The following is a 24,186-nucleotide window of genomic DNA, read 5'->3' on the forward strand; positions in this document are numbered from 1 at the left end:
TCGTGGAGGAGTGCCCGCCCGGATACCGGGGCGGTTCGAGCTGGACGGGCGACCACGAGCGGGAGAGCGTGGTGGGCCGCTTGCATCGTAGCGCGCGGTTGCGGGTGCTCCGGACGTGTGCTCACACCAGAGAGGAAGAGACGCAGGTCACGCCTGTGACGCGCCGTGGGGGTGAAAAAACCGGCGCGTCGCTACGATGCTCGGGTGCCCTCGGTCGTGACCCTCCTCCTCCACCCCGAACGCCGGCGCCCCGACCCGGCGCCCTGGCGGGTCGACCTGCGCGTCGTCATCCTCGCCGGCATGGCGCTCTGGACGGTCGCGCTCGTCGTGTGCGCCGTCCTGCTCGCCACCGGGACGCTCGCGCCCCGCGCGGTCGCGACGTGCGCCGTCGGGCTCGCGCTCGGCGCCCTCGGGCTCGGCTGGGAGCGGCGGAACCGGACCCGCTACCGCGCGTCCGCCGACGACTGAGGGTCGTCCCAGGCCGTCCGCGCCACCGCGCCCTGCGCCCCGCCCGGGTCGCGGAGCACCTCCTCGAGCACGTGCCGCACGCCGTAGCGCCCCGCGACGACGGCGAGCGCCGCCGCGAGCCCCGCCGGGCCGGTCGCGTGCACGACGACGTCCGCTCCCCCACGACCCTCGACCCACCACGGGACCGCGACCCCGCCGACGCGGAGGTCGTCGTGCCGTTCCCAGGTGCGTGGCAGGGGCGCACCGACGACGGCCACTACCTCGGCCGGGACGTCCTCGCGACGCCCGGCGGCGTCCGGCGCCGGAGCGGTACCGGCGACCGTCGCGACGTCGAGCAGGTCCGCGAGGTCGTCGACCAGGTCCCGTCCGGCGGGCACGAGCGGGCGCAGCGGGACCCACATCGGGTCCGCGGCCACCGCGACGTCATCGGCCGCCGCGACGACGACCGTCCCGCCGTGCAGCGCGGGTACCCGCGCGGGGGCCGGGTCGAGCCGCACGCCGCTCTCCGCCAGCGTCTCCAGGGCGCGCCACAGTGCCAGCGCGGCCGCGGCGTCGACCGGTGACCCGACGCGCGGCAGCCCGTCCAGCAGGTCGGCCCACTCCGCCGGATCGAGCTCGGCGAGGTCGTGCACGCCCCCGACGGCGGCGAGCGAGGCGTCGTCGAGCCCCGCCACCTCCGGCGGTGCCGGACGCAGGAACGCAGAGGCGGGGCCGCCGTCGAGCGCGAAGGGGCCGCCGAGCTCCTCGCGCAGCCACCACGCCGTGTACGACCGGGCCGACGCCGCGCGCCCGCCCTCCGCGCGCACGGGCGTCAGCAGCGCCTCCCGCGCCGCGGGGTCGCCCGCGAGCCGGGCGAGCACGTCGGGCCACGCGCCGTCGGCCACCGCGTCCAGGTCCGCGACGGCGAGCACGTCCCCCACGTACGCCTCGGGGCCGAGCGTCGCCGCGAGGTGCTCGAGGTACCCGGCCCAGTCGGAGAGCCAGCCCTCCGGCGCGTGCGGGTCCAGGTCGGGCTCGTCGTCGTCCGACGCGGGCGTGAGGACGTCGCGCACCCGCAGCACGGTCGGCCCCGCCGCCGCGCCCACCGCGCGCAGCGCCGGCTCGCCCCAGCGCGCGACGACCCCCGGGTCGACGACGTCGAGCCCGTCGAGCGCGTCCGCCGCCCAGGTGCCCGGCAGGGCGCAGCCGCGCGCGGGCGACCAGCCGCCGTCCGTCGTCGGGACCGGGAGCTCGCCCCACCAGAACGGCAGCACGTCGCCGGCCGGGTCCCGGACGTCGCGGAGCGCGGCGGCGACCAGCGCGAGCAGCCGCTCGACCTCCGCCGCGGGGTCGTCGCCCGCGTCGGCGGCGTCGGCGGCGGCGAGCACGCGCTCGCGCACCGCGCCGTCGGCGAGCACCGCGCGCAGGTCCGTCGCGCGCGCGCCCAGCCGCTCGAGCAGCGGGTGCGCAGCCCGCGGGTCGACGACGCGGAGACCGAGGTCGGCGGCGTCCCGCGCGTCGAGCGTCCCGCCGTCCATGCCGTCGTCCGTACCGTCGTCGAGGAGCAGGAGGCCGCGCGCCCCGCGCACGACCTGCCCATCGAGGAGCGGGACCGGGAGCGCGCCCAGCGCCTCGAGCACCGACCGGTCCCCCGCGTGCGGCGCGAGCGCGTCGTACAGCGCCCGCCATCGCTCGGGGTCGGCGACGAGCGGGAGGTCGTCCACGACGTCGGCCAGGTCCACGACCTGCGCCCCGAGCGACCGCGCGACCGCGCGCAGCGGGCCCGGCACGTCGACGAGGTGCGCCGCCCCGAGCTCGACGCGCACGCGCGCGTCGCCCACGTCCCCGGCGAGGACGCGCGCCTCGGCGGGGACGAGGAGCCGCCGCTCGGCCCGCTGCGGCGCACCGTGCTCGTCACGGTCCGCGAGGATCGACGGGCCTTCCCAGGTCTCGTCGAGCGAGAGGCCGGGCTGGTCGGGGGGCACGTCGAGCGGGAGGAGCGGCGTGCGGGCCAGGGCCGCCGTCGCCGCAGTGCGGACCCCCGCGTCGACCGCGCTCGCCGGCAGCCCGGTCGGGACGAGCGCGAGCACGTCGGCACCGCGGTCGGCCGCGAGCGACCCGAGGAGCGCCGCGAACGCGCGACCCGCCTCGTGCGCGACGTGATCCGTCACGGCACCGCGCGGGACGTGCCGGCGCGCGGGGTCGAGCGGGAACGTCGCGAGGAGCAGGGCCGGGAACGTGAGCCGCTCGTCCGTCGGGGTGGGGGCGTGCAGCACGGTCGGCGCCGCTGCGTCGTGGGGCAGGGCCCAGGTCACCGACCAGCGGTCCGCGCCGCGCTCCTCGACGGGACGGTCCGCGAGGAGCGCGGGGTCGAGCGTCCCCTCGCGCCGCAGCACCGTCCAGCGCTCGTCGACGTCCGCGACGCGGCGCTCCGCGACGCCGTCGCCCGCCACGACGACCTCCGTGAGCGCGGGCAGGGCGAGCAGCAGCGGGTCGCCGAGGTCCGCGAGCTCGGCCCGCACGGCGTCGAGCGCCGCGTCGTCGCGCAGCTCGACCTCGACCACCGTGTCGTACCCCGCCGGCACCTCGACATGCGCCGGGAACGGGAGGCGCAGCACCGGGAGCCGGTCGCCGCGCCCCGCGACCTCGGCGGCGAGGTCCGGGCGGTCCGCCACGACGTCGTCGAGCGCGACGCGCGTGCGGTCGAGCGAGAGCTCGACGGCGTGGTCTCCCGCGCCGACGCGCACGCGGTCCGCGACCGAGCGGACTGCCGCGAAGCCGACCCCGAAGCGCCCCACCGTGCGCGGGCCATCGGCTGCGCCCGCGCCCCGACCCGTGGCCGAGGCCCGCATCGCGACGAGCGACGCGACACCCGCCGCGTCGAGGGGCTCGCCCGTGTTGGCCGCGCGCAGCACCCAGTGCCCGTCGGGGTCGGACGGCGCGTGCAGGCTCAGCCGGAGGCGGCCGGGGACACCTGCGCGGACGGCGGCGTCGGCGGCGTTCTGCGCGAGCTCGACGACGACCCGCCCCCGGTACGACCCGTGGGCGTGGTCCTCCTCCGTGTTCGCGTCCTCGCGCAGGCGCGTCGGCGAGGACCGCCACGCCTCCAGGACCGCACGACGCAGCGCGGCCGTCCCGAAGACGTCCTGCGTCACTCCCGCGGCTCGTCCGGCGCGGCGTCGACGGCGGCGCCCGGCGCGGTCTCGGGCTCGTCCGGCGTGGCGTCGGGGTCAGAGGCGGTCTCCGCGTCGTCCGGCACGGCGTCGGGGACCGGGGCGGTCTCCGCCTCGTCCGGCGCGGCGTCCGGCTCGACGGCCACGGCCGCGGGGGCCTCCGGCGCGGTGTCGACGGGCGTCGGGGGGTCGGCCACCGGCGTCGGCTCGTCCTGCGCCGCCGGAACCGTCTCGTCCAGGGCGGTCTCGTCCGCGGCAGTGTCCGTCGGCGCGGCCCCGTCCCGGGCCGCCTCCTTCCGGGCGACCGCGGACTCGAGGAGCGTGACGATCTCGACGTGCAGCTCGTCGACGAGCGGGTCCGGGTCCGGCCACTCGCTGCGCTGCGGCTCGACGTCCGTCTCCGAGTGCGCGCCGCAGCCGTGGTCGAGGCTCACGACCTTGCCGTCGTCGGGCGACCACTCGTTCGCGCACACGCCGAAGACCTGGCCGAGGCTGCCCTGGAGCGGCACGAGGAAGCCGCACGACCCGCAGTCGGCCGCGGCGGCGACGGCGCCGCGCGTCGTCGGGCCGCGCGACCCGCGGTACCAGCGCTCCGCGGCCTCGTCACGGCCCTGCGGCGACAGCACGCGGGCACGCGCGAGCGCGAGCTCCTCGATCGCGACGGCGTCCTGCTCCTCGTCGCCCGTGGGCACGTAGCCGGGCTCGAGGCGCGGGTCGTCGGCGCGGAAGGGCAGCACGTCGCCCGGGCCGACGTCGCCCGGGCGCAGGCGCTCGGACCACGGGAGCCACGACGGCGCGAGCAGCGCACCGTCACCGGGCAGGAGCTCGACCTCGCACACGGTGGCCGTCCGGCCGCGCGGGACGCGCGCGAGCGTCACGGTCCAGTGCCAGCCGCGGTAGCCGCGCATCGTGCACGCGAACCGGTGGGAGATGAGCCGGTCCGCCTCGGCGACCGTCCCGAGGTGCTCGCCCACGTCCTCCGGGCTCTCGGCCACCTCCTGCGCCGCGGCGCGCGCGAGCTCGACCGCGCCCGTGAGCACGGCGTCCCGCGCCGCGCGTGCGGAGACTCCTCGGACGCGCTCCTCTGCGGCTGCCACGGCGGACATCGTCAGGCCTCGATCTCGTCCGCGACCGCGCGCAGGACCGCGGCGACCTTGGTGGCCTTGCCCTTCTCCGGGTAGCGGCCACGGCGCAGGCCGTTGCCGATCCCGTCGAGCTCCTTGATGAGGTCCTCCACGATGACCGCCATCTCGTCCGCCGAGCGACGCTTCGCCTTGACGACCGAGGGCGCCGGGTCGAGGAACGTGACGGCGAGCGCCTGCGGGCCACGGCGCCCGTCGGCGACGCCGAAGTCGACGCGAGCGCCCGGCTTGGGCGCGGGGGCGTCCGCGGGCAGCGCGGAGGCGTGCAGGAAGACCTCGCCGCCGTCGTCGTTGGCGATGAAGCCGAACCCGCGTTCGGTGTCGAACCACTTGACCTTGCCGGTGGGCACGTGGACCTCGTTCGTGCTCGTAGGAACCAGAACCCCCAGGTTACCGGCCACGCGGCGGCAAAGCCGCATCCATACCGCGGGCGAGCCCAGGGCGAGCCCGGACGACCGGCCGCGTCCCCGCCGTCGTCCCGGTCAGCGCGGGGCCGACCGCGGGACCACCCCGGCGTCCGCCCCGACTCGCAGCGCGACGGCGTCGAACCAGTCGGTGTAGTCGGCGACCGTGCGGTGGAGGTGGCCGAACAGCTCGAACGACACCGTGCCGAACAGGGTCGTCCACGCCATGAGCGTGCGCACGACGGCCTCGGGCGGGGCGTCGGGCGTCGTGAGCCCGCGGGCGCTCACGTACGCGACGGCGGGGGCGACGAGCGCGTCCGCGTCCCCGCCCGACGGCGGTGCGGGCGCCGGGCCCTCGCCGTCCGCCCAGGAGTCGGCGACGACCCGGACCAGGGTCCGCACGACGCGCGTCGCGGGCTCGACCGTGTCCTGCGGCGCCGCGTACCCCGGCACGGGGGTGCCGTAGAGCAGCCCGAACTCCCCGGGCCGCGCGACGCACCAGGTGCGCAGCGCGCGGCACGCGGCGAGCCAGCGGCCGGGCAGGTCGTCGCGCGCGACGGCGGCCTCCGCGGCCTCGACGGCGGCCCCGAGCTCGTCGTAGCACTCGACGAGGAGCGCGGTGAGCAGCGCGTCCCGGCTCGGGAAGTACCGGTAGACGGCGGACGACACCATGCCGACGTCGCGCGCGACGGCCCGCAGCGAGAGCGCGGCGGGCCCGTCGGCCACGAGCCGTGCGCGGGCGGCGTCGAGGATCTCGCGCGTGAGGGTCTCGCGCGCCAGGGCGCGTGCCGTCCGAGGTGCCGTCATGCCGCCAGGGTCCCAGACGAGAGCGCTGACCACCAACGAGAGCGGCGCTCTTGCTTTGTCGTGGCCGTCGTGCCAGGCTGCTGTCGAAACGAGAGCACTGCTCTCGGAAAGGAGCCCTCATGTCCAGCACCTCGTCCTCCGACGACCGGCACGTCGTCGTCGGCGCCGGCCCCGTCGGCCGCCACGTGGCCGCCGAGCTCGCGGCCCGCGGGTCGCACGTCACCGTCGTCACCCGCAGCGGACGCGGCACCGGGCTCGCTGGCGTCACGCACCTCGCGCTCGACGCGTCCGACGCCGACGCGCTCAGCCGTGCCGCGGACGGCGCCGCCGTGCTCTACAACTGCGCCAACCCCGGCGACTACACGCAGTGGGAGAAGGTCTGGCCGCCGCTCGCCGCCGCGCTGCTCACCACGGCGGAGCGGACGGGCGCGGTCTACGCGATCACGGGAAACCTCTACCCCTACGGGCCGGTCGACGGACCGATGGCCGAGAACCTGCCGGACGCCGCGACCGACCACAAGGGCGTCCTGCGGGCCCGGCTGTGGGCCGACGCCCTCGCCGCGCACCGCGCCGGCCGTGCGCGGGTCGTCGAGGTGCGCAGCTCCGACTTCGTCGGGCCCGGGGTGGGCACCAACGGCCACGTGTCGCGCGTCGTCCCCGCCGCGCTGCGCGGCCGGGCCGTCACGATGATCGGCCGCACCGACCTGCCCCACTCCTTCACCGACGTGCAGGACGCGGCGCGCACGCTCGTCGCGGCGGCCGCGGACCCGGGCGCCCTCGGCCGCACGTGGCACACCCCGAGCAACCCGGCGCGCACCCAGCGCGAGGCGCTGACCGACGTCCTCGCGAGCGTCGGGCGCCCCCCGGTCCGGGTGCGCTCGCTGCGCGGCCCCGGGCTCGCCGCCGCCGGGCTGTTCTCGCCGCTGCTGCGCGAGCTGCGCGACCTCGCCTACCAGTGGGAGCGCCCCTACGTCCTCGACGACACCGCGTCCCGCGACCGCTTCGGCATCGAGCCCACGCTCTGGGACGAGGTCTGCCGCCGGACCGCCCGCGGCTGACCACAGCGCGAGATCGGCACCTCTCGCCGAGGTCGGCGCTCTGCTGCGAGCTCGGCAGTCGCGACTACCGATGTCGACCGGACCTGCCGATCTCGGCGCCTCAGGTCGGCCCGTCGTCCACAGATCCGCCGACCACCGCACCGCGACCCGGCCAGGAGCGGCACGATCACGCCCCATGTCGAGACGAGAACCTGCGCTCCCGCTGCACCTCGCGCGCGAGCACCTCCCGGAAGAGGCCCGGCGACGTGTGACCCACGGCGAGTGGGAACGCGTGCGGCGCGGCGCCTACCGCGACGCGCTCCCGCCGGACTCGGCTCCGGCCACGGCCGCGCGAGGACTCGCGGTGGACCGCGCACGTGCCGTCGCCCGGAGCCTCCGTGCCGACCCGGTCGTGAGCCACGCGTCCGCGGCGCTCCTGCACGACCTGCCTCTGTGGGAGCTCCCGGCGACCACCCACGTGGTCCAGTCCTACCGCCGCTCGGGTTCCGCGGCACGGGACGTCACGCGGCACGTGGGCGAGGTCGCCGCCCACGACCGCACGACGGTCCTCGGCATCACCACGACCTCGCTGGTCCGCACCGTCGCCGACTGCCTGAGCACCATGCCCGCCCTCGACGGGCTCGTCGTCGTCGACGCGGCCCTCGCCCGGGGCGTCCGACGGTCGGACGTCACGGCCGTCCTCGACCGCCGGCCACGGGGTCGTGGGTCGCGCCGGTCTCGCCACGTGCTCGCGCTCGCGGACCCGGGCGCCGAGTCGGCCCGCGAGACCTGGCTCCGGTACGTCCTGCTGCGGACCGGGCTGCCCCGGCCGGAGACGCAGGTGGCGCTCCGCACCGAGGTCGGCGCGGTCCGGGTCGACCTCGGCTGGACGCGGTGGCGCCTGCTGCTGGAGTTCGACGGCCTCGTGAAGTACCGCTCCGGCCCCGCGGGCCTGGCGCCGCGTGCGGACCCGGGCCGTGTGCTGGTCCGGGAGAAGCTGCGGCAGGAGGCGATCGAGCGCACGGGGCACCGCCTCCTCCGCGTCACCTCCCGGGACCGTCCGGAGGACGTCGTGACGCGGGTGCTGCGGCACGTCCCGCCCGACGTCGTCCGTGGCCTGCGCGCCGATCCGTTCCTCCCGCCGCGGTGAGGTCGGCAACCGGGGACGAGATCGGCGGGTCCGGTCGGCGTCGGCAGTCCCGACTGCCGTTCTCGCACGCGAGCGCCGATCTCGTCCCACCCGGCTGGCGCGTAGCATCGGACGGATGGCCACCTCCCGGCCCGAGCGGGCTCCGACGTACAGCGAGTCGCTGCGCCAGCGCGACGACGACGCGCTGGTCGCCCTGCTCGCGGGGCGTCCCGACCTCGCCACGCCCTCCCCCTCGACGCTGCTCTCGCTCGCCGCGCGCGCGATGAACCGCACGAGCCTCGAGCGCGCGCTCGCCGGTCTCGACGAGCTGACGCTGCACGTGCTCGAGTCGGTGCTCGTGCTCGACTCGGTGGGCACGCCCGCGACGGCGGCCGCGGTCGCGCGCGCGACGGGGGTGGACCGTGCGTCGGTCACCGCGGCGCTCGCGCGCCTCGACGAGCTCGCGCTCGCGTGGTCGCCCGGCACGCGCTCGGCCAGGTTCCGCCCGGCGCCCGGGACGGCCGAGGTGCTCGGCCCGCACCCCGCAGGCCTGGGCCCGGTCTCCGGCGACGCCCCGGCACCGTCCGCCGTCCTGCCCGACGACGCACCCCCGGGCGCGCGCGCGATCCTCGACGCGCTCGCGTGGGGGCCGCCCGTGGGCGTCGCCCCGCGTTCCGACGCGTCGGCGCGCCGGGCGACCGCCTGGCTGGTCGAGCGGGGGTACCTGCGCGCGACCGACGAGCGGCACGTCGTCCTGCCACGCGAGGTCGGGCTCGCGCTGCGCGGCGGGCGCACCCACCGCGACGTGCGCACGACGCCGCCCGTGCCCGACGCGCGCGAGCTCCCCGCGGCGACGGTCGAGGCCGAGTCCGCGAGCGCCGGGCTGGAGGCGGTGCGCCTCGTCGCGCGCCTCGTGACGCACTGGACCGAGCACCCGCCCGGCGTCCTGCGCGCGGGCGGGCTCGGGGTGCGCGACCTGCGCCGCGCGGCCCTCGCCCTCGAGGTCGACGACGCGACGGCGGCCGCGGTCGTCGAGGTCGCCGCAGCGGCGGGCCTCGTGGCCGACGACGGCGACGACCCGCCCACGTTCGCCCCGACCCCGACGGCCGAGGACTGGCTCGACGACGACCTGGGCGACCGGTGGGCCGCGCTCGCGCGCGGGTGGTGGCGGTCGCGCCGCACGCCGTGGCTCGTCGGGAGCCGTGACGAGAGGGGCGCCCTGCGCGCCGCGCTCGACCCCGAGCTGTGGCGGCCCTGGGTCCCGCGGCTGCGTCGCTCGGTCCTCGACGTGCTCGCCCTCGCGCCCGAGCGGCCGCTCGGCCCGGCCGACGTCGTCGCGGTCCTGCGCTGGCGCACGCCGCGCGCGGTGCCGCCGGAGCAGGCCGTCGCGGGGCTGCTGCGCGAGGCCGCGCTGCTCGGCGTGACGGGCGCGGGCGCGCTCGCTCCCCCGGGCCGCGCGCTCGTCGCGGGCGACGACCCCGCGCCGTCGTCGGACCCCGTGGACCTGGGCGCCGCGTTCGAGGCCGTGCTCCCGCCCGAGGTGGACGACCTCCTGCTCCAGGGCGACCTCACCGGCATCGTGCCGGGCCGGCCCTCGCGCACGCTCGAGCGCCTCGTGGAGGTCGCGGCCGACGTCGAGTCGCGCGGCGCCGCGACCACGGTCCGGTTCACGCCGGAGTCGGTGCTGCGCGCGCTCGACCGGGGCGCGACGGCCGACGAGCTGCTCGCCGAGCTCGCGTCGCACTCCCGGACTCCCGTGCCCCAGCCGCTGGAATACCTGGTGCGCGACACCGCGCGTCGCCACGGGCGCGTGCGGGTCGGGACGGCGTCGTCGTACGTGCGCGCCGAGGACCCGGTGCTCCTCGCGGGCATCGCGGAGGACCCTGCGCTGCGCGGCCTCGGCCTGGTGCTCCTCGCGCCGACCGTGCTCGCGTCCGGTGCACCGGCCGGGGAGCTGCAGGACGCGCTGCGGGCGCGCGGCGTGCCGTCGGTCGTGGAGGGCCCGGACGGGCGCGTGCTCGTCGCGGACCGTGCGGGCCGTCGCGACCGGCCCGACGCCGCGGGCCCGGCTCGGCGAGGCCGGGCCGGGGCGGTCGTCGGCCGGCGCGGGAGCCGCGCCCGGACCGGCGTCGTCCCGGGCTCCGGGGCGCGGGTCGACGAGGCCCGGGACGGGGCCGGGCGTGGCGAGCAGCGGTTCACCGACCTCGTCGCCCGGCTGCGCGCCGCGGACGCGCGCTCGGCGGAGCAGGCCGGGTCCCGCGCGGCCGGCGGGGCACGCGCCGACGGCGACGGGTCGCGCCGGGGCGGGGGGACGTCGTCGGGCCGGGCGGGACGCGGGGACGACGGCCCCGAGGGAACAAGCGACCCGGTGGCGGCGTTGGGGCTGCTGCGCGAGGCGATCGCGGACGGCGCCATGGTGTGGCTCGAGGTCGTCGGGTCGACGGGCGCGCCGGACCGCCGCCGCGTGCGGCCCCTCACGCTCGACGCCGGACGGCTGCGCGCGCAGGACCCGGCACGCGACGCCGAGCTCACGGTCGCGGTCCACCGCATCGCGTCCGTGACCCCGGACTGACCCCGGCCCGCCCCCGCACTACCCCGGACCGGTCCCCGACCGACCCCGGACCACACCGGCCCGCCCGGCGACCGCCCGGACCGCACGACCCTCGGCCACCCACGGCAAGGAGAACGCATGACCGACGGACCTCTCATCGTCCAGAGCGACAAGTCGCTCCTGCTCGAGGTCGACCACCCCCGTGCCGACGACGCGCGGCGGGCGATCGCGCCGTTCGCCGAGCTCGAGCGCGCCCCGGAGCACGTCCACACGTACCGGCTCACGCCGCTCGGCCTGTGGAACGCGCGCGCGGCCGGGCACGACGCCGAGCAGGTCGTCAACACGCTCATCGAGTACTCGCGCTACCCGGTGCCGCACGCGCTGCTCATCGACGTCGCGGAGACCATGTCGCGGTACGGGCGGCTCACGCTCGCGCAGCACCCGACGCACGGGCTCGTGCTCGAGGCGACGGACCGCGCCGTCCTCGCCGAGGTGCTCAAGTCCAAGCGCACCGCCGGGCTGGTGGGCGACCGGATCGACGACACGACCGTCGTCGTGCACCCGTCCGAGCGCGGCCACCTCAAGCAGGTCCTCGTGAAGCTCGGCTGGCCCGCCGAGGACCTCGCGGGGTACGTCGACGGTGAGAAGCACGCCATCGCGCTCAGCCCGACGACGCCGCCGCGCGCCGAGGGCGAGGAGCCGAAGCCGTGGGAGATGCGCCCGTACCAGGCGCAGGCGGTGGACGGGTTCTGGCACGGCGGGAGCGGCGTCGTCGTGCTGCCGTGCGGCGCGGGCAAGACGATCGTCGGCGCGGGCGCGATGGCGAAGTCCGGGACGACGACGCTCATCCTCGTGACGAACACGGTGAGCGCGCGCCAGTGGCGCGACGAGCTCGTGCGGCGCACGACGCTCACCGAGGACGAGATCGGCGAGTACTCCGGCGCGCGCAAGGAGATCAAGCCCGTCACGATCGCGACCTACCAGGTGCTGACGACCAAGCGGAAGGGCGTGTACACGCACCTCGAGCTGCTCGACGCGCGCGACTGGGGCCTCGTCGTGTACGACGAGGTGCACCTGCTGCCCGCGCCGATCTTCCGCATGACGGCGGACCTGCAGGCGCGCCGCCGCCTCGGGCTCACCGCGACGCTCGTGCGCGAGGACGGCCGGGAGGACGAGGTGTTCTCGCTCATCGGGCCCAAGCGGTACGACGCCCCGTGGAAGGACATCGAGGCGCAGGGGTACATCGCACCCGCGGACTGCGTCGAGGTGCGCCTCACGCTGCCGGAGTCCGACCGCATGACGTACGCCGTCGCCGAGCCCGAGGACAAGTACCGGCTCGCCGCGACCGCCACCGGCAAGAACCGGGTCGTGGAGCAGATCGTCGCGCAGCACCCGGACGACCAGGTGCTCGTGATCGGCCAGTACCTCGACCAGCTCGAGGAGCTGTCGCAGCACCTCGACGCGCCGCTCATCACGGGCGCGACGACGGTCCGCGAGCGCCAGCGCCTGTTCGACGCGTTCCGCACGGGCGAGATCTCGCGGCTCGTCGTGTCGAAGGTCGCGAACTTCTCCATCGACCTGCCCGAGGCGTCCGTCGCGATCCAGGTCTCCGGGTCGTTCGGGTCGCGCCAGGAGGAGGCCCAGCGCCTCGGTCGCGTCATGCGCCCCAAGGCCGACGGCCGCACCGCCCACTTCTACGCCGTCGTCGCGCGCGACACGGTGGACCAGGACTTCGCGGCGCACCGCCAGCGGTTCCTGGCGGAGCAGGGGTACGCCTATCGCATCGTCGACGCGGAGGACCTGGGCGTCGTGCAGTGACGGGTGGGGGTCCCGCGACGTAGGAGCGCGGCACCCGCCCGGCACGGAACGACGCCCAGGGCCGACCGAGAGCACGAAGGACCTGGGCGTCGTGCGGTGACCGAGGGCCCCGCGGCACCGATTGCGGGTCCTGGGCGGCTGGGAAAGGATCGGGCCGTGAGCACGGCCGATCGCCCCTGGCACCCCCGCGCGGCCGGGGGACGCGGCGCCCGCGCGTTCCTCGCCCTCGTCGTCTCGACGCTCGTCGGGCTGCTGACGTGCGTCGCCCTCGTCGCCCCGGCGGGCCTCGCGCACGCCGTCCCGCCGATGGACGTGACGGACGAGATCACCGACCCGTCCGGCGTCCTCGGGGACCGCACGGACGACGTGCGCGCGGCGCTCGACCGCCTGGCCCAGGACACGGACCTGCAGCTCTTCGTCGTGTACGTGGACGACCTCGACGGCATGGACGGCGTCGACTGGGCGAACGCGACGGCGAACCAGTCGGGGCTGGGGGTCGACGACCTGCTGCTGGCCGTCGGGACGCAGGACCGGCGGTACGGGCTGTCGTACGACAACAACGTCCCGCTGTCGGATGCCGAGCTGGACCGGATCACGTCCGCCGTGGAGGACGAGCTGCGCGCCGACGACTGGGCGGGTGCGGCCATCGCGGCGGCCGAGGTGGCGCGTGGTGCGAGCCAGGGCTCGGGCGGCGTGTCGTGGTTCTGGGTCCTGCTCGTCGGCGGCGTGCTCGTGATCGTGGTCGTGGTGGTCGCCCGAGCGGCGGGACGACGACGCCGGGCCGCGACCGCCGTCGGGTCGGCGGGCGACCCGCTCGCGGCGCTGCCCACGGCCGAGCTGGACCGCCGCGCGAGCGCGGCCCTCGTGGCGATCGACGACGCCGTGAAGACGTCCGAGCAGGAGCTCGGCTTCGCGCAGGCGCAGTTCGGGATCGAGGCGACGCAGCAGTTCTCCGCCGCTCTCGCCGAGGGCAAGCAGCGGGTCGCGGAGGCGTTCGCGCTGCGCCAGCAGCTCGACGACGACCAGCCCGAGGCGGAGCCCCAGGCGCGGCAGATGATGGCGCGCATCGTCGCCCTGTGCGACGAGGTCGCGGACTCGCTCGACGCCCAGTCCCGCACGTTCGACGAGCTGCGCGACCTGCAGGCCCGCGCGCCGCAGGTGCTCGACGAGACCGACCAGCGCGCGACCGAGGTGCTCGCCCGCGTCGAGCCCGCGCGCACGACGCTCGAGGCGCTCGGGCGCACGTACCCGTCGACGGCGCTGGCGTCCGTCGCGCAGAACCCCGAGCAGGCGCAGGCGCTCCTCACGGGCGCGCGCGAGTCGGTGGCGCGCGGTCGGGAGGCGCTCGCCTCCAAGGACCGGGCGACGGCCGTCGCGCTCGCCCGGGCCGCGCAGAACGCGGTCGGGCAGGCGGTGACGCTGCTCGACGCCGTCGACCGCGCGGGCACCGACCTCGCCGAGTCCGGTCCACGCCTCGACCGGGGCGTCGCATCGATCACGTCCGACATCGCGGACGCGGGGCGGCTCGCCCCCGGGGATCCCACGGTCGCGCCCGCGCTCGCGGAGGCGCAGGCCGCCGTGGCGGTCGCCGGGGCCGCGCGCGACGGCGGCGACCCGCTCGCCGCGCTCCGTCGCCTCACGGACGCGGAGGCGGCGCTCGACGCCGTCCTCGCCCCGTTCCGCGAGCGTGCCGAGCAGGCGGCGCGTGCGAACGCGCTGCTGCGCGAGACCCTCGCGCGCGTCGACTCGCAGGTCCGCGCGACGAACGACTTCATCGAGACGCGGCGCGGCGCCGTCGGCCCGGAGGCGCGGACCCGGCTCGCGGAGGCGATCCGCCTGCTCGGCGACGCCCGCGCGCTCCAGCCGACCGACCCGGTCTCCGCGCTCCAGCGCGCGCAGCAGGCCGACGCGCAGGCGCAGTCCGCGGCGCAGCGCGCGCAGCAGGACGCGTCGAGCTGGCAGTCGTCCCAGGGTGGCGGTTTCGGCGGGGGTGGCGGCAGCAACGTCGGGGGCATGGTCCTCGGCGGGATCCTCCTCGACTCCATCCTCCGCGGCGGGGGCGGCGGCGGACGCTCCGGCGGGTTCGGCGGCGGCAGCTTCGGCGGCGGCTACGGGGGTGGCGGGTTCGGCGGCGGACGCTCCGGCGGACGGTCGGGCGGACGGTCGTCGGGCGGACGCTCCGGCCGCGGCGGACGCTTCTGAGCACGGGCGACACCTGACGCCCCGCACCACGGCACGACGGACACGACCAGCACCAGACGGCTCACCAGAGAGGGACGACCATGGCGGAGAAGCAGAGCATCTTCGGACGGATCGCGCAGCTCGCCCGCGCGAACATCAACGCGCTCCTGGACAGCGCCGAGGACCCGCAGAAGATGCTGGACCAGCTCGTGCGCGACTACACGAACAACATCGCCGAGGCGGAGCAGGCCGTCGCGCAGACCATCGGCAACCTGCGCCTCGCCGAGCAGGACTACAACGAGGACGTCGCCGCCGTCCAGGAGTGGGGCCAGAAGGCCGCGGCCGCGTCGGCGCAGGCCGACCGGTACCGCCAGCAGGGCGACGCCGCGAACGCCGACAAGTTCGACAACCTCGCGAAGATCGCGCTCGGCAAGCAGATCGCCGCCGAGAGCGAGGTCCGCCAGGCCGAGCCGCTCATCGCGTCGCAGCGCGAGTCGGTCGAGAAGCTCAAGTCCGGCCTCGCGATGATGAAGGACAAGCTCGGTCAGCTGAAGTCGAAGCGCGACTCGCTCGTGGCGCGGCAGAAGAGCGCGCAGGCGCAGCAGACCGTGCAGGGCGCGCTCAGCTCGATCAACGTGCTCGACCCGACGAGCGAGCTCTCCCGCTACGAGGAGATCGTCCGCCGCGAGGAGGCGCAGGCGCTCGGCCAGGCGGAGGTCGCCGCGTCGAGCATCGACGCCCAGTTCGCCGAGCTCGAGACGTCGGGCGAGGCCGTCGAGATCGAGGCCCGCCTCGCCGCGCTCAAGCAGGGTTCCGCCCCCGCCGCGCAGGTGTCGCCCACCCAGGTCACGCCCGCGATCGGTTCCGGGACGACCACCCAGGACGCCCCCTCGACCGACTGGTGACCTCGGACCGGGTCAGGCGGGGACGCGTCGTCGGCTGACCCGGACCGCGGTGACGAACGACTCCGCGAGCCGGCGCCCACCGTCGAGCAGCGCGGGGGCGTGCTCGTCGAACCCGGCGAGGGCCGCCGCGGCGTCGACGTCGTCGTACCGGTCGCACCAGGCCGCGAAGCCGGCGCGCGACGCCTCGGGGTGGAACTGGACGCCGAGCGCGGACCCGAGGCGGAACGCCTGGTAGGGGTACATGTTCGACGACGCGAGCCAGACGGCGCCGTCCGGGAGCTCGACGATCGCGTCGCCGTGCATGCTCGTCACGCAGCGCACCGGGTCGTCGCCGGTCGCGAGCGGCGCCAGCACCGGGTCGGTGTCTGCCTCGGCACGCCAGAAGACGCGGGTCGCGCCGACCTCGCGCCCGGGCGGGGCGGCGACCGCCACCTGTCCCCCGCCCGCGACGGCGAGGAGCTGCGCGCCGAGGCAGATCCCGAGCGTCGGGACGCCCTGCGTCGCGGCGGCGACGAGGGTCTCGCGCAGGGCGGGCAGCCACGTGGCGCGCGCGTCGTCGTACGCGGACACGTGGCCCCCGAGGACGACGAGGCCGTCGCCGAGCTCGTCGAGCCGGTCCGCGGCGGGGACGGGCTCGCCCTCGTGCGCGCGGACGACGCGGAGCTCCGCGTCGAGGAGGTCGGCGTAGGCGTCGAGCGTGACGTCCGGGGAGTTCTCGACGACCGTGAGCCGGACGGTCCCGGTCGCGGTCGTGGCGTCGGTGTCGTGCATGGTCACGAACCCTGACGGTACCCACTCGGGGGTGGAAGGACGCAAACACCCACGTCGTGGACAGTGCGGCGGGCGCACCGGGACGGAGCGCGGCGGGTCGCGCGCGGATAGGCTGACCGGCATGTCCGACCTCCAGACCTCCGACGGCCGAGCGCTGACGACGCCGCGCCGCACCTACCTCGTCGTCGACGGCGAGAACATCGACGCGACGCTCGGCATGAACGTCCTCGGCCACCGCCCCGCCCCGGAGGAGCGGCCGCGCTGGGACCGCATCGTCGACTTCGCGCGCCAGGCCTGGGGCCAGGACGTCACGCCCCTGTTCTTCCTCAACGCGTCGTCGGGCCAGATGCCGATGTCGTTCGTGCAGGCCCTGCTCGCGATGGGCTACCGCCCGATCCCGCTGTCGGGGTCGAGCAACGAGAAGGTCGTCGACATCGGTATCCAGCGCATGCTGGACGCGATCGCCGGCCAGCCCGGCGACGTGCTCCTCGCGAGCCACGACGGCGACTTCCTGCCCCAGGTCGAGACGCTGCTCGACGACAAGGACCGGCGCGTGGGCGTCCTCGCGTTCCGCGAGTTCGTCAACGTGCGCCTGACCGAGCTCACGGGCCGCGGTCTCGAGATCTTCGACCTCGAGGACCACGCGGGCGCGTTCACGGCCGTGCTGCCGCGCGTGCGGATCATTCCGCTCGACGAGTTCGACCCGATGCGCTACCTCTGACCGCCCGTACCGCGGGCTCCGTCGCTCACGCGTGGAGCTCGCGGTACAGCGGCGTCGGGAACGACGCCGTCACGCCGTCGCCGCCGAGGAGCCCGGCGATCCGCTCGGCCTCGGCCGCGACGGCCCGCTCGCCGTCGGCGCCGACGTCGTCGAGGAGCCGCCACGCGGGCTCGCCGCCCGGCCGCACGACCCAGGCCCCGACGATCCGCCCTTCCCACCAGACGGTCGCGCCCGCGTTGCCGATCGTGTCGAAGACGGCGGCCTTGTGCGCCCCGAGGTACCAGTCGCGCGCGGTCCAGCCCATCGTCGTCGGGTCGAGCGACGGCAGGAGCGCGACGTGGCCCTCGATCGGCACCTCGTCCGGGCCGGGCAGGTCCGTGCCCCGCAGCATGACGCCGGGGCGGGCGTCCTCGCCGCCCGCCGCACCGACCTCGACCTCCACTTCGACGACGTCGAGACCCGCGAGCGCCGCGCGCGTGTCGCGGCGGTTCCAGCCGGTCCACCACACGAGGTCCTCGACCGTCGCGGGCCCGAACACGTCGAGCCAGGCCCGCGCCAGCGCAGTGCGCGCCGCGGCCTCGTCGAGCACGGGGATGCCGCCGGGGAACCAGTCCTCGACGGGTGACCAGACGTGCCGGTTGGACGACCACGTGCCCCGCGGCTCGCCGCGCACCACCACGCCCTCGGCGGAGAGCAGCGAGAGCAGCGGGGACGTCATGGTGCGGCGCACGTCCCACGTCTTGGTGGTCGTGGGCAGGAACGCCGTGCGCAGCAGCGGCGCGGCCCGCGACAGGCTCGCGCCGTCGAGCGGGCCGTGCTCGGCGAGCGCCGCGTGCACCTGGGCCTCGACCGCGGCGAGGAAGGTCGCGGCGTCGTCGACGGGAGGGTCCGTGGGCAGGGTCGCGAGCTCCTTGAGCAGGCGGGTGCGCAGCCGTCGCGCGACGGCGAGGGCCGCCGCCGCGTGCACGACGGGCACCGTCTCGCGGCGCACGACGAACATCGTGCGTCGCATGGCGAGCACCTTGACGAGCGAGCGCCGCCGGAAGACGGCGTCCCGGACGTCGTCGAGCACGAGACCGGGGACCCGCGCGAGCACCGACAGGTAGACGCTCGGGGCGTCGGTCGCGTGCAGCGCGAGCAGCCGGTCGACGACGTCCTCCGGGCTCCGGGCCGCCGGTCTGCCGGGCAGGTCCGCGGCGAGCGCGAGCTGCTGCGCGACGAGCCGGCGCCGCCTCTGGTCCACCGTGATCCGCACGGCGGCCATCCTGCCCCGGGCCACCCACGCCCGCCCGCCCGCGTGCCGTGCCCGGCGCCGGCGTCGCGCCGGTGCCGCCGGGGTCGAGCACGTTCCCAGGCGTCTCCCAGACCGCGGGAGCACACTGGACGCATGAGCACCACCCCCGAGGCACGCCTCGTCGTCGTCGACGACGAGCCGAACATCCGCGAGCTGCTGGCCACGTCCCTGCGCTTCGCCGGGTTCGAGGTGCACGCCGCCGCGGACGGGCAGAGCGCCCTGCGGCTCGTGCGCGACGTCGAGCCCGACCTCGTCGTGCTCGACGTGATGCTCCCCGACATGGACGGGTTCACCGTGACCCGCCGCCTGCGCGAGAAGGGCCAGCACACGCCCGTCGTCTTCCTCACCGCGAAGGACGACACGCGCGACAAGGTCACGGGGCTCACCGTGGGCGGCGACGACTACGTGACGAAGCCCTTCAGCCTGGAGGAGGTCGTGGCGCGCATCCGGGCCGTGCTGCGCCGCACGCACGCCGAGCCGGTCGACGACGCGGTCCTGCGCTTCGCCGACCTCGAGATGGACGAGGACTCGCACGAGGTCCGCCGCGCCGGCGTCGACATCGACCTGTCCCCCACCGAGTTCAAGCTGCTGCGCTACCTCATGCTCAACGCGGGCCGCGTGCTGTCCAAGGCGCAGATCCTCGACCACGTGTGGCAGTACGACTGGGGCGGCGACGCGAACATCGTCGAGTCGTACATCTCCTACCTGCGCCGCAAGATCGACAACCTCACCGTGCCCGGCCCGGACGGCGAGCCCGTGGCCCTCCCGCCGCTCATCCACACCAAGCGCGGCGTCGGCTACCTGCTGCGCCAGCCGCCCGCGGCGTCATGACGGCCGGTCCCGACCGCACGACGGCCGGGTCCCCGCCGGTCCCGCCCCCTCCCCCGCCCCCCGGGGCGGTCTCGCAGCCCGGCCGCGCGGCATCGAACGAGCGCGCGGCGTCCGCACCCGTCCCCGACGGCCCGACGGCGGAGCGCCCCTTCGGCCGACCCGTCCCCACCGAGGGGTGGGGCTGGTTCGCGCGCGTGCCGCTGCGCGCGCGCCTCGTCGCGATCACCGTGCTCCTGCTCGCGGCCGGGCTCGGGTTGGCCTCGGCGGTCACGACGACCGTGGTGTCGAACTACCTCGTGCGCCAGGTGGACGCGCAGCTGGAACGCTCCGCGGAGGCCGTCGCGAACATCACGCTCAACGAGCGCGTGGGGGCGAGCTCTCAGCTGCCGAGCGACTACTTCGTCCTCGTGCGCCCCACCAACGGCGAAGAGGTCCCTCTTCGCTGGCCGCAGACCGTGTCCCTGTACGGGGTGCCCGAGATCCCCGCGATGTCCGACCCCGAGGTCGAGGCGAGCCTCGGCGCGCCGTTCACCGTCAGCTCCGAAGGTGGCGCCGAGCCCGCCAAGTGGCGCGTCGTGCCCTTCTTCTACGGGTCGAACGTGTCCAGCGCCCGCGAGGGGACCGCGTTCGTCGCCCTCCCGCTGACGGGCATCCACGAGACGGTCAAGGTGCTCGGTCGCGCGCTCGCGCTGTCCGCGCTGGGCATCGCGCTCGTCGGCGGCGCGGTCGCCTACCTCGCGGTCCATCGCGCGCTGCGCCCGCTGCGCGAGATCGAGGAGACGGCCGCCGACATCGCCGCGGGCGACTTGTCGCGTCGCGTGCGCCCCGCGCCGCCGACGACGGAGGTCGGCTCGCTCGCGGCGTCGCTCAACGCGATGCTCACCCAGATCGAGGAGGCGTTCGCCGTCCAGGAGGCGTCCGAGGAGCGGATGCGGCGCTTCGTCTCGGACGCGAGCCACGAGCTGCGCACGCCGCTCGCGACGATCCGCGGCTACGGCGAGCTGTACCGCATGGGCGCGCTCGACACCCCGGACAAGGTCGACGACACGATGGGCCGCATCGAGGACTCGGCGACCCGCATGGGCACGCTCGTCAACGACCTGCTCGCCCTCGCGCGGCTCGACGAGGGCCGGCCGCTGCGCCACGAGCCGGTCGACCTCGTCTCCCTCGCGCGGGACTCCGCACAGGACCTGCACGCGCTCGACCCCGCCCGCGACGTGCGGGTCGTCGGGCTCGCGCCGGGCGCGGACGCGCCGGCGTCGCTGCGCGTCGTGGGCGACGAGGACCGGCTGCGGCAGGTGCTCGCCAACCTCGTCGGGAACGTCGCGCGCCACACGCCGTCGGGCACGCCGGTGGAGATCGCGCTCGGCGCGGCGCCCGCCCCCCGGTCCGACGACGCGCCGTCGGGCGACGGCGCGGGCGGGAGCGGCGCCCCGGCCGGCGACGCCACACGCGACGTCGCGGTGCTCGAGGTCCGCGACCACGGCCCGGGCGTCCCGACGACCCAACGGGGCCGCCTGTTCGAGCGGTTCTACCGGGCGGACACGTCGCGCAACCGCTCGTCCGGCGGGTCCGGGCTCGGTCTGGCGATCGTCGCCGCGATCGTCGGGGCGCACCGCGGCCGCGTGTCGGTCCGTGAGACGCCAGGCGGCGGGCTCACCGTCCGCGTGGACCTCCCGCTCGGCTCCTGACGGCCTGTACCCCACCCGACCTGCGGGTTCGCGGGCGACCGTCCGCGACGTCGCGCGGGAGCCCGCCGGGGCGTCCCGACGCGCCGCCGACTGGGGCTACGATGGCGGGTCGTCCCGCGAGACCTAGGCTGAAGACGAGGCCGCGCGGCGACGCGGGGGCCTCCGCGCCGGGCAGCACGCCCGGCGACGACGACCTCCGTCCTGCTCGTCTCCGTCGAAGAAGGCTGAAGTTCATGGGCGTCAACAGCGCCGACGCACCGCAGTGGTTCCTCTCCTCGTTCGTCCGCAGCGCCCGGGGCGCCGGGGCGACCGCCCCGGACGACGAGATCCGCGCCGTCGGGCAGGGACTGCTCGACCGCTGGGACCAGCCGGGACGCCACTTCCACAACCTGCGCCACCTGGCCGACGTCCTGGGCCGGGTCGACGAGCTCTCGCAGGAGACGCACGACCCCGACCTCGTGCGCCTCGCGGCCTGGTACCACGGCGCCATCTTCGACGCGAAGGGCCGCGCGACCTACGCCAACAAGGGCGGCGAGGACGAGACTGCGAGCGCCGCGCTCGCCGTTGCCGAGCTCACGCGGCTCGGCGTCCCCGAGCCCGCGGTGCGGCGCGTCGCGCACCTCGTCAACGCGCTCGTCCGCCACGCCCCGGACGCCTCCGACTTCGACTGCGCGGTCCTGTGCGACGCCGACCTCGCGATGCTCGCGGCCGAGCCGCAGCGCTACAAGGAGTACCTCAAGGACGTGCGCGACGAGTACGCGCACATCCCCAAGCCCGACTACGTGCGCGCCCGCATCGCGATCCTCACGAAGCTGCTCGACCGGCGCACGCTCTTCTCGAGCCCGCTCGGCGCGGCCTGGGAGGAGGCCGCACGGCAGAACCTCGACGCGGAGCTCCAGCGCCTGCGCAAGGAGCAGGCCAAGCTCGCGGAGGCGTCGACGGCGTCCCCAGCCTCCGGCGCCTGAACCGCCGTCCACAGGCCTCACCTCCGCCCCTCCGGACCCGGGAGGTCCCGCCTACCGTCGTCGCCACGCCCCGGTGCTCATCGGGGCGACGGACGGCCCCCGGGCCGAGGGACGACGGAGGTTCGGATGAGCCGGTACGAGGTGGACAGCGCGCGCGTCGCGCAGGCGAGCGCCGCGGTGCACGGGTCGGTCACGGCGATCCGTGCGGAGGTCGGCGCCATGATGCGGCACCTCACGGACCTGCAGGCGTCGTGGCGCGGTGGGGCGGCGTCGTCGTTCACGGGCGTCATGGCGCAGTGGCAGACGACGCAGACCCAGGTCGAGGTCGCGCTCGACGACATCACGGCCGCGCTCGGCGCCGCCGCGCAGACCTACGCCGACGCCGAGTCGCAGGCCGCGCGCCTGTTCACGGCGCGGTAGACCCCGCCCGGGCGCTCTCTTCAGGGCACGACGAAGGCCGCCGGCCGGGCGAACCCGGCCGACGGCCTTCGGTGTCCTACGACTCCCCGTGAGGGGAGGCAGGTCGGCTCAGAAGTCCATGCCGCCCATGCCACCGGTCGGGTCGCCCGCGGGGGCAGCCTTCTCCGGCTTGTCGGCCACGACGGCCTCGGTCGTGAGGAACAGCGCCGCGATGGAGGCGGCGTTCTGCAGCGCGGAGCGCGTGACCTTGACCGGGTCGTTCACGCCGGCGGCGAGGAGGTCCTCGTACACACCGGTCGCGGCGTTGAGGCCCTGGCCCGACGGGAGGTTGCGCACCTTCTCCGCCACGACGCCACCCTCGAGGCCCGCGTTGACCGCGATCTGCTTGAGCGGGGCGTCGATCGCGGCGCGCACGATCTGCGCACCGGTCGCCTCGTCGCCCTCGAGCTCGAGCTTCTCGAACGCCACGGCACCGGCCTGGATGAGCGCGACGCCACCACCGGCGACGATGCCCTCCTCGACGGCAGCCTTCGCGTTGCGGACGGCGTCCTCGATGCGGTGCTTGCGCTCCTTGAGCTCGACCTCCGTCGCGGCACCCGCCTTGATGACGGCCACGCCGCCGGCGAGCTTCGCGAGGCGCTCCTGGAGCTTCTCGCGGTCGTAGTCGGAGTCCGACTTCTCGATCTCGCCACGGATCTGGTTGACGCGACCCTGGATCAGGTCGGCGTCGCCCGCGCCCTCGACGATCGTGGTCTCGTCCTTCGTGACGACGACCTTGCGCGCCTGGCCGAGCAGGTCCAGCGTCGCGTTCTCGAGCTTGAGGCCCACCGTCTCGGTGATGACCTGGCCGCCGGTGAGGATCGCGATGTCCTGGAGCATGGCCTTGCGGCGGTCGCCGAAGCCCGGGGCCTTGACGGCGACGGACTTGAACGTGCCACGGATCTTGTTGAGCACCAGGGTCGCGAGCGCCTCGCCCTCGACGTCCTCGGCGATGATGAGGAGCGAGCGGCCGGCCTTCATGACCTGGTCGAGGACCGGGAGCAGGTCCTTCACGTTCGAGATCTTGGACTCGACGATGAGGACGTACGGGTCCTCGAGCACGGCCTCCTGGCGCTCGGGGTCCGTCTCGAAGTAGCGCGCGAGGAAGCCCTTGTCGAAGCGCATGCCCTCGGTGAGCTCGAGCTCGAGGCCGAACGTGTTCGACTCCTCGACCGTGATGACGCCCTCCTTGCCCACCTTGTCGAGGGCCTCGGCGATGAGCTCGCCGATCGCGGGGTCGCCGGCGGAGATGGCGGCCGTGGCGGCGATCTCCTCCTTGGTCTCGATGTCCTTCGCGGCGTTGAGCAGCTGCTCCGTCACCGCGTCGACGGCCTTCTCGATGCCGCGCTTGACGGCGATCGGGTTGGCGCCGGCCGCGACGACGCGCAGGCCCTCGCGCACGAGCGCCTGGGCGAGCACGGTCGCGGTGGTCGTGCCGTCACCCGCGACGTCGTCGGTCTTCTTGGCGACCTCCTTGACGAGCTCCGCACCGATCTTCTCGTACGGGTCCTCGAGCTCGATCTCCTTGGCGATGGAGACGCCGTCGTTCGTGATGGTCGGCGCGCCCCACTTCTTGTCGAGCACGACGTTGCGGCCCTTGGGGCCGAGGGTGACCTTGACGGTGTCGGCGAGCGTGTTGAGCCCGCGCTCCATGCTCCGACGAGCCTCCTCGTCGAAGGCGATGATCTTGGCCATGGGGAATGATCCTCCGCTGGTGGCGTATGGCGGTCGGCCGGCGCCCGCGACGGACGGCCCACGACGGCGGCGTTCATGTCACGCCGCCAGGGCGGGCCTCACCTGTCGACCTGGTGGGTTGCGCCGCAGCCGCGTGAGCGGCTGCCTGCGCTGGTCACTTCTGTC

The 24,186-nt window shown here is 76.0% G+C and carries 19 protein-coding genes; 12 read left to right on the forward strand and 7 right to left on the reverse strand.

Annotated features, from left to right (window positions below; all coding sequences use genetic code 11):
- Positions 1-204 precede the first annotated feature (204 nt).
- The gene (locus MT994_RS15885) at positions 205-468 is read left to right on the forward strand and encodes a DUF2530 domain-containing protein (protein ID WP_051028378.1); all 264 of its coding nucleotides are present in this window, start codon (positions 205-207) and stop codon (positions 466-468) included.
- On the opposite strand, the gene MT994_RS15890 is transcribed toward MT994_RS15885, so the two are convergent.
- From MT994_RS15890 to MT994_RS15905, 4 genes are all read right to left on the reverse strand, one after another.
- On the reverse strand, positions 444-3,602 hold the full coding sequence (locus MT994_RS15890; protein WP_354807034.1) for an ATP-binding protein: 3,159 nt from the start codon (positions 3,600-3,602) through the stop codon (positions 444-446). The two genes, MT994_RS15885 and MT994_RS15890, sit on opposite strands and share 25 nt — an antisense overlap.
- On the reverse strand, positions 3,599-4,726 hold the full coding sequence (locus MT994_RS15895; protein ID WP_354807036.1) for a DUF3027 domain-containing protein: 1,128 nt from the start codon (positions 4,724-4,726) through the stop codon (positions 3,599-3,601). The genes MT994_RS15890 and MT994_RS15895 overlap by 4 nt, the downstream gene beginning before the upstream one ends.
- A gap of 2 nt (positions 4,727-4,728) precedes the next feature.
- On the reverse strand, positions 4,729-5,112 hold the full coding sequence (locus MT994_RS15900; RefSeq protein WP_034651071.1) for a cold shock domain-containing protein: 384 nt from the start codon (positions 5,110-5,112) through the stop codon (positions 4,729-4,731).
- Positions 5,113-5,244: 132 nt separating this feature from the next.
- Positions 5,245-5,973 (reverse strand): TetR/AcrR family transcriptional regulator, encoded by a 729-nt coding sequence (locus tag MT994_RS15905; protein ID WP_354807037.1) that lies wholly within the window; start codon positions 5,971-5,973, stop codon positions 5,245-5,247.
- 119 nt (positions 5,974-6,092) lie between these two features.
- On the opposite strand from MT994_RS15905, the gene MT994_RS15910 reads away from it, so the two are divergent.
- The 6 genes from MT994_RS15910 to MT994_RS15935 all read left to right on the forward strand — a co-directional run bounded on the left by MT994_RS15910 (position 6,093) and on the right by MT994_RS15935 (position 15,594).
- Positions 6,093-7,031, forward strand: coding sequence for an NAD-dependent epimerase/dehydratase family protein (locus tag MT994_RS15910; protein WP_354807038.1), 939 nt, complete (start codon positions 6,093-6,095; stop codon positions 7,029-7,031).
- A 343-nt stretch (positions 7,032-7,374) separates the two neighbouring features.
- On the forward strand, positions 7,375-8,160 hold the full coding sequence (locus MT994_RS15915) for a hypothetical protein (RefSeq protein WP_354807039.1): 786 nt from the start codon (positions 7,375-7,377) through the stop codon (positions 8,158-8,160).
- Positions 8,161-8,275: 115 nt separating this feature from the next.
- Positions 8,276-10,711, forward strand: a complete 2,436-nt coding sequence (locus MT994_RS15920) for a helicase-associated domain-containing protein (protein ID WP_354807040.1) — start codon at positions 8,276-8,278, stop codon at positions 10,709-10,711.
- A gap of 117 nt (positions 10,712-10,828) precedes the next feature.
- Positions 10,829-12,508 (forward strand): DNA repair helicase XPB, encoded by a 1,680-nt coding sequence (locus tag MT994_RS15925; protein WP_076406186.1) that lies wholly within the window; start codon positions 10,829-10,831, stop codon positions 12,506-12,508.
- Positions 12,509-12,664: 156 nt separating this feature from the next.
- A complete protein-coding gene (locus MT994_RS15930) occupies positions 12,665-14,710 on the forward strand; it encodes a TPM domain-containing protein (protein WP_354807041.1) in 2,046 nt (681 codons plus the stop codon).
- Between the two features lie 80 nt (positions 14,711-14,790).
- Entirely contained in the window at positions 14,791-15,594 is an 804-nt protein-coding gene (locus tag MT994_RS15935) for a PspA/IM30 family protein (RefSeq protein WP_051028097.1), read from the forward strand.
- A 12-nt stretch (positions 15,595-15,606) separates the two neighbouring features.
- On the opposite strand, the gene MT994_RS15940 is transcribed toward MT994_RS15935, so the two are convergent.
- A complete protein-coding gene (locus MT994_RS15940) occupies positions 15,607-16,365 on the reverse strand; it encodes a type 1 glutamine amidotransferase (RefSeq protein WP_354807081.1) in 759 nt (252 codons plus the stop codon).
- A 121-nt stretch (positions 16,366-16,486) separates the two neighbouring features.
- Between MT994_RS15940 and MT994_RS15945 the strand changes: the two genes are divergently transcribed.
- Positions 16,487-17,086, forward strand: coding sequence for an NYN domain-containing protein (locus MT994_RS15945; RefSeq protein WP_061268040.1), 600 nt, complete (start codon positions 16,487-16,489; stop codon positions 17,084-17,086).
- 25 nt (positions 17,087-17,111) lie between these two features.
- Here MT994_RS15945 and MT994_RS15950 read toward each other — a convergent pair whose 3' ends face one another.
- On the reverse strand, positions 17,112-18,341 hold the full coding sequence (locus tag MT994_RS15950; RefSeq protein ID WP_354807042.1) for a winged helix DNA-binding domain-containing protein: 1,230 nt from the start codon (positions 18,339-18,341) through the stop codon (positions 17,112-17,114).
- Positions 18,342-18,473: 132 nt separating this feature from the next.
- On the opposite strand from MT994_RS15950, the gene MT994_RS15955 reads away from it, so the two are divergent.
- The 4 genes from MT994_RS15955 (at position 18,474) to MT994_RS15970 (ending at position 22,287) form a co-directional block, all read left to right on the forward strand.
- Positions 18,474-19,211, forward strand: a complete 738-nt coding sequence (locus MT994_RS15955; protein ID WP_043654159.1) for a response regulator transcription factor — start codon at positions 18,474-18,476, stop codon at positions 19,209-19,211.
- A complete protein-coding gene (locus tag MT994_RS15960; protein ID WP_354807043.1) occupies positions 19,208-20,902 on the forward strand; it encodes a HAMP domain-containing sensor histidine kinase in 1,695 nt (564 codons plus the stop codon). Before MT994_RS15955 ends, MT994_RS15960 begins: the two co-directional genes overlap by 4 nt.
- A 233-nt stretch (positions 20,903-21,135) precedes the next feature.
- Positions 21,136-21,867 carry a hypothetical protein gene (locus MT994_RS15965; protein WP_021479889.1) on the forward strand — a complete coding sequence of 244 codons (732 nt, stop codon included), beginning with the start codon at positions 21,136-21,138 and terminating at the stop codon, positions 21,865-21,867.
- Between the two features lie 126 nt (positions 21,868-21,993).
- The gene (locus tag MT994_RS15970; protein ID WP_021479890.1) at positions 21,994-22,287 is read left to right on the forward strand and encodes a WXG100 family type VII secretion target; all 294 of its coding nucleotides are present in this window, start codon (positions 21,994-21,996) and stop codon (positions 22,285-22,287) included.
- A gap of 108 nt (positions 22,288-22,395) precedes the next feature.
- Here the strand turns inward: MT994_RS15970 and groL are convergent, their stop codons facing one another.
- Positions 22,396-24,021: a chaperonin GroEL gene (groL, locus tag MT994_RS15975; RefSeq protein WP_031315159.1), complete on the reverse strand. Its 1,626-nt coding sequence runs from the start codon at positions 24,019-24,021 to the stop codon at positions 22,396-22,398.
- Positions 24,022-24,186 lie beyond the last annotated feature (165 nt).

Origin of the sequence: Cellulosimicrobium sp. MI9406 (assembly GCF_040595865.1) — a bacterium.
GTDB lineage: Bacteria > Actinomycetota > Actinomycetes > Actinomycetales > Cellulomonadaceae > Cellulosimicrobium > Cellulosimicrobium funkei.

What these genes read in the sequence shown, in the direction of transcription:
- MT994_RS15895 (WP_354807036.1), bottom strand. Translation starts at nt 4,726, where the DNA reads ATGTCCGCCGTGGCAGCCGCAGAGGAGCGCGTCCGAGGAGTCTCCGCA.
- MT994_RS15905 (WP_354807037.1), bottom strand. Translation starts at nt 5,973, where the DNA reads ATGACGGCACCTCGGACGGCACGCGCCCTGGCGCGCGAGACCCTCACG.
- MT994_RS15910 (WP_354807038.1), top strand. Translation starts at nt 6,093, where the DNA reads ATGTCCAGCACCTCGTCCTCCGACGACCGGCACGTCGTCGTCGGCGCC.
- MT994_RS15920 (WP_354807040.1), top strand. Translation starts at nt 8,276, where the DNA reads ATGGCCACCTCCCGGCCCGAGCGGGCTCCGACGTACAGCGAGTCGCTG.
- MT994_RS15925 (WP_076406186.1), top strand. Translation starts at nt 10,829, where the DNA reads ATGACCGACGGACCTCTCATCGTCCAGAGCGACAAGTCGCTCCTGCTC.
- MT994_RS15935 (WP_051028097.1), top strand. Translation starts at nt 14,791, where the DNA reads ATGGCGGAGAAGCAGAGCATCTTCGGACGGATCGCGCAGCTCGCCCGC.
- MT994_RS15940 (WP_354807081.1), bottom strand. Translation starts at nt 16,365, where the DNA reads ATGCACGACACCGACGCCACGACCGCGACCGGGACCGTCCGGCTCACG.
- MT994_RS15945 (WP_061268040.1), top strand. Translation starts at nt 16,487, where the DNA reads ATGTCCGACCTCCAGACCTCCGACGGCCGAGCGCTGACGACGCCGCGC.
- MT994_RS15955 (WP_043654159.1), top strand. Translation starts at nt 18,474, where the DNA reads ATGAGCACCACCCCCGAGGCACGCCTCGTCGTCGTCGACGACGAGCCG.
- MT994_RS15960 (WP_354807043.1), top strand. Translation starts at nt 19,208, where the DNA reads ATGACGGCCGGTCCCGACCGCACGACGGCCGGGTCCCCGCCGGTCCCG.
- MT994_RS15965 (WP_021479889.1), top strand. Translation starts at nt 21,136, where the DNA reads ATGGGCGTCAACAGCGCCGACGCACCGCAGTGGTTCCTCTCCTCGTTC.
- MT994_RS15970 (WP_021479890.1), top strand. Translation starts at nt 21,994, where the DNA reads ATGAGCCGGTACGAGGTGGACAGCGCGCGCGTCGCGCAGGCGAGCGCC.
- groL (WP_031315159.1), bottom strand. Translation starts at nt 24,021, where the DNA reads ATGGCCAAGATCATCGCCTTCGACGAGGAGGCTCGTCGGAGCATGGAG.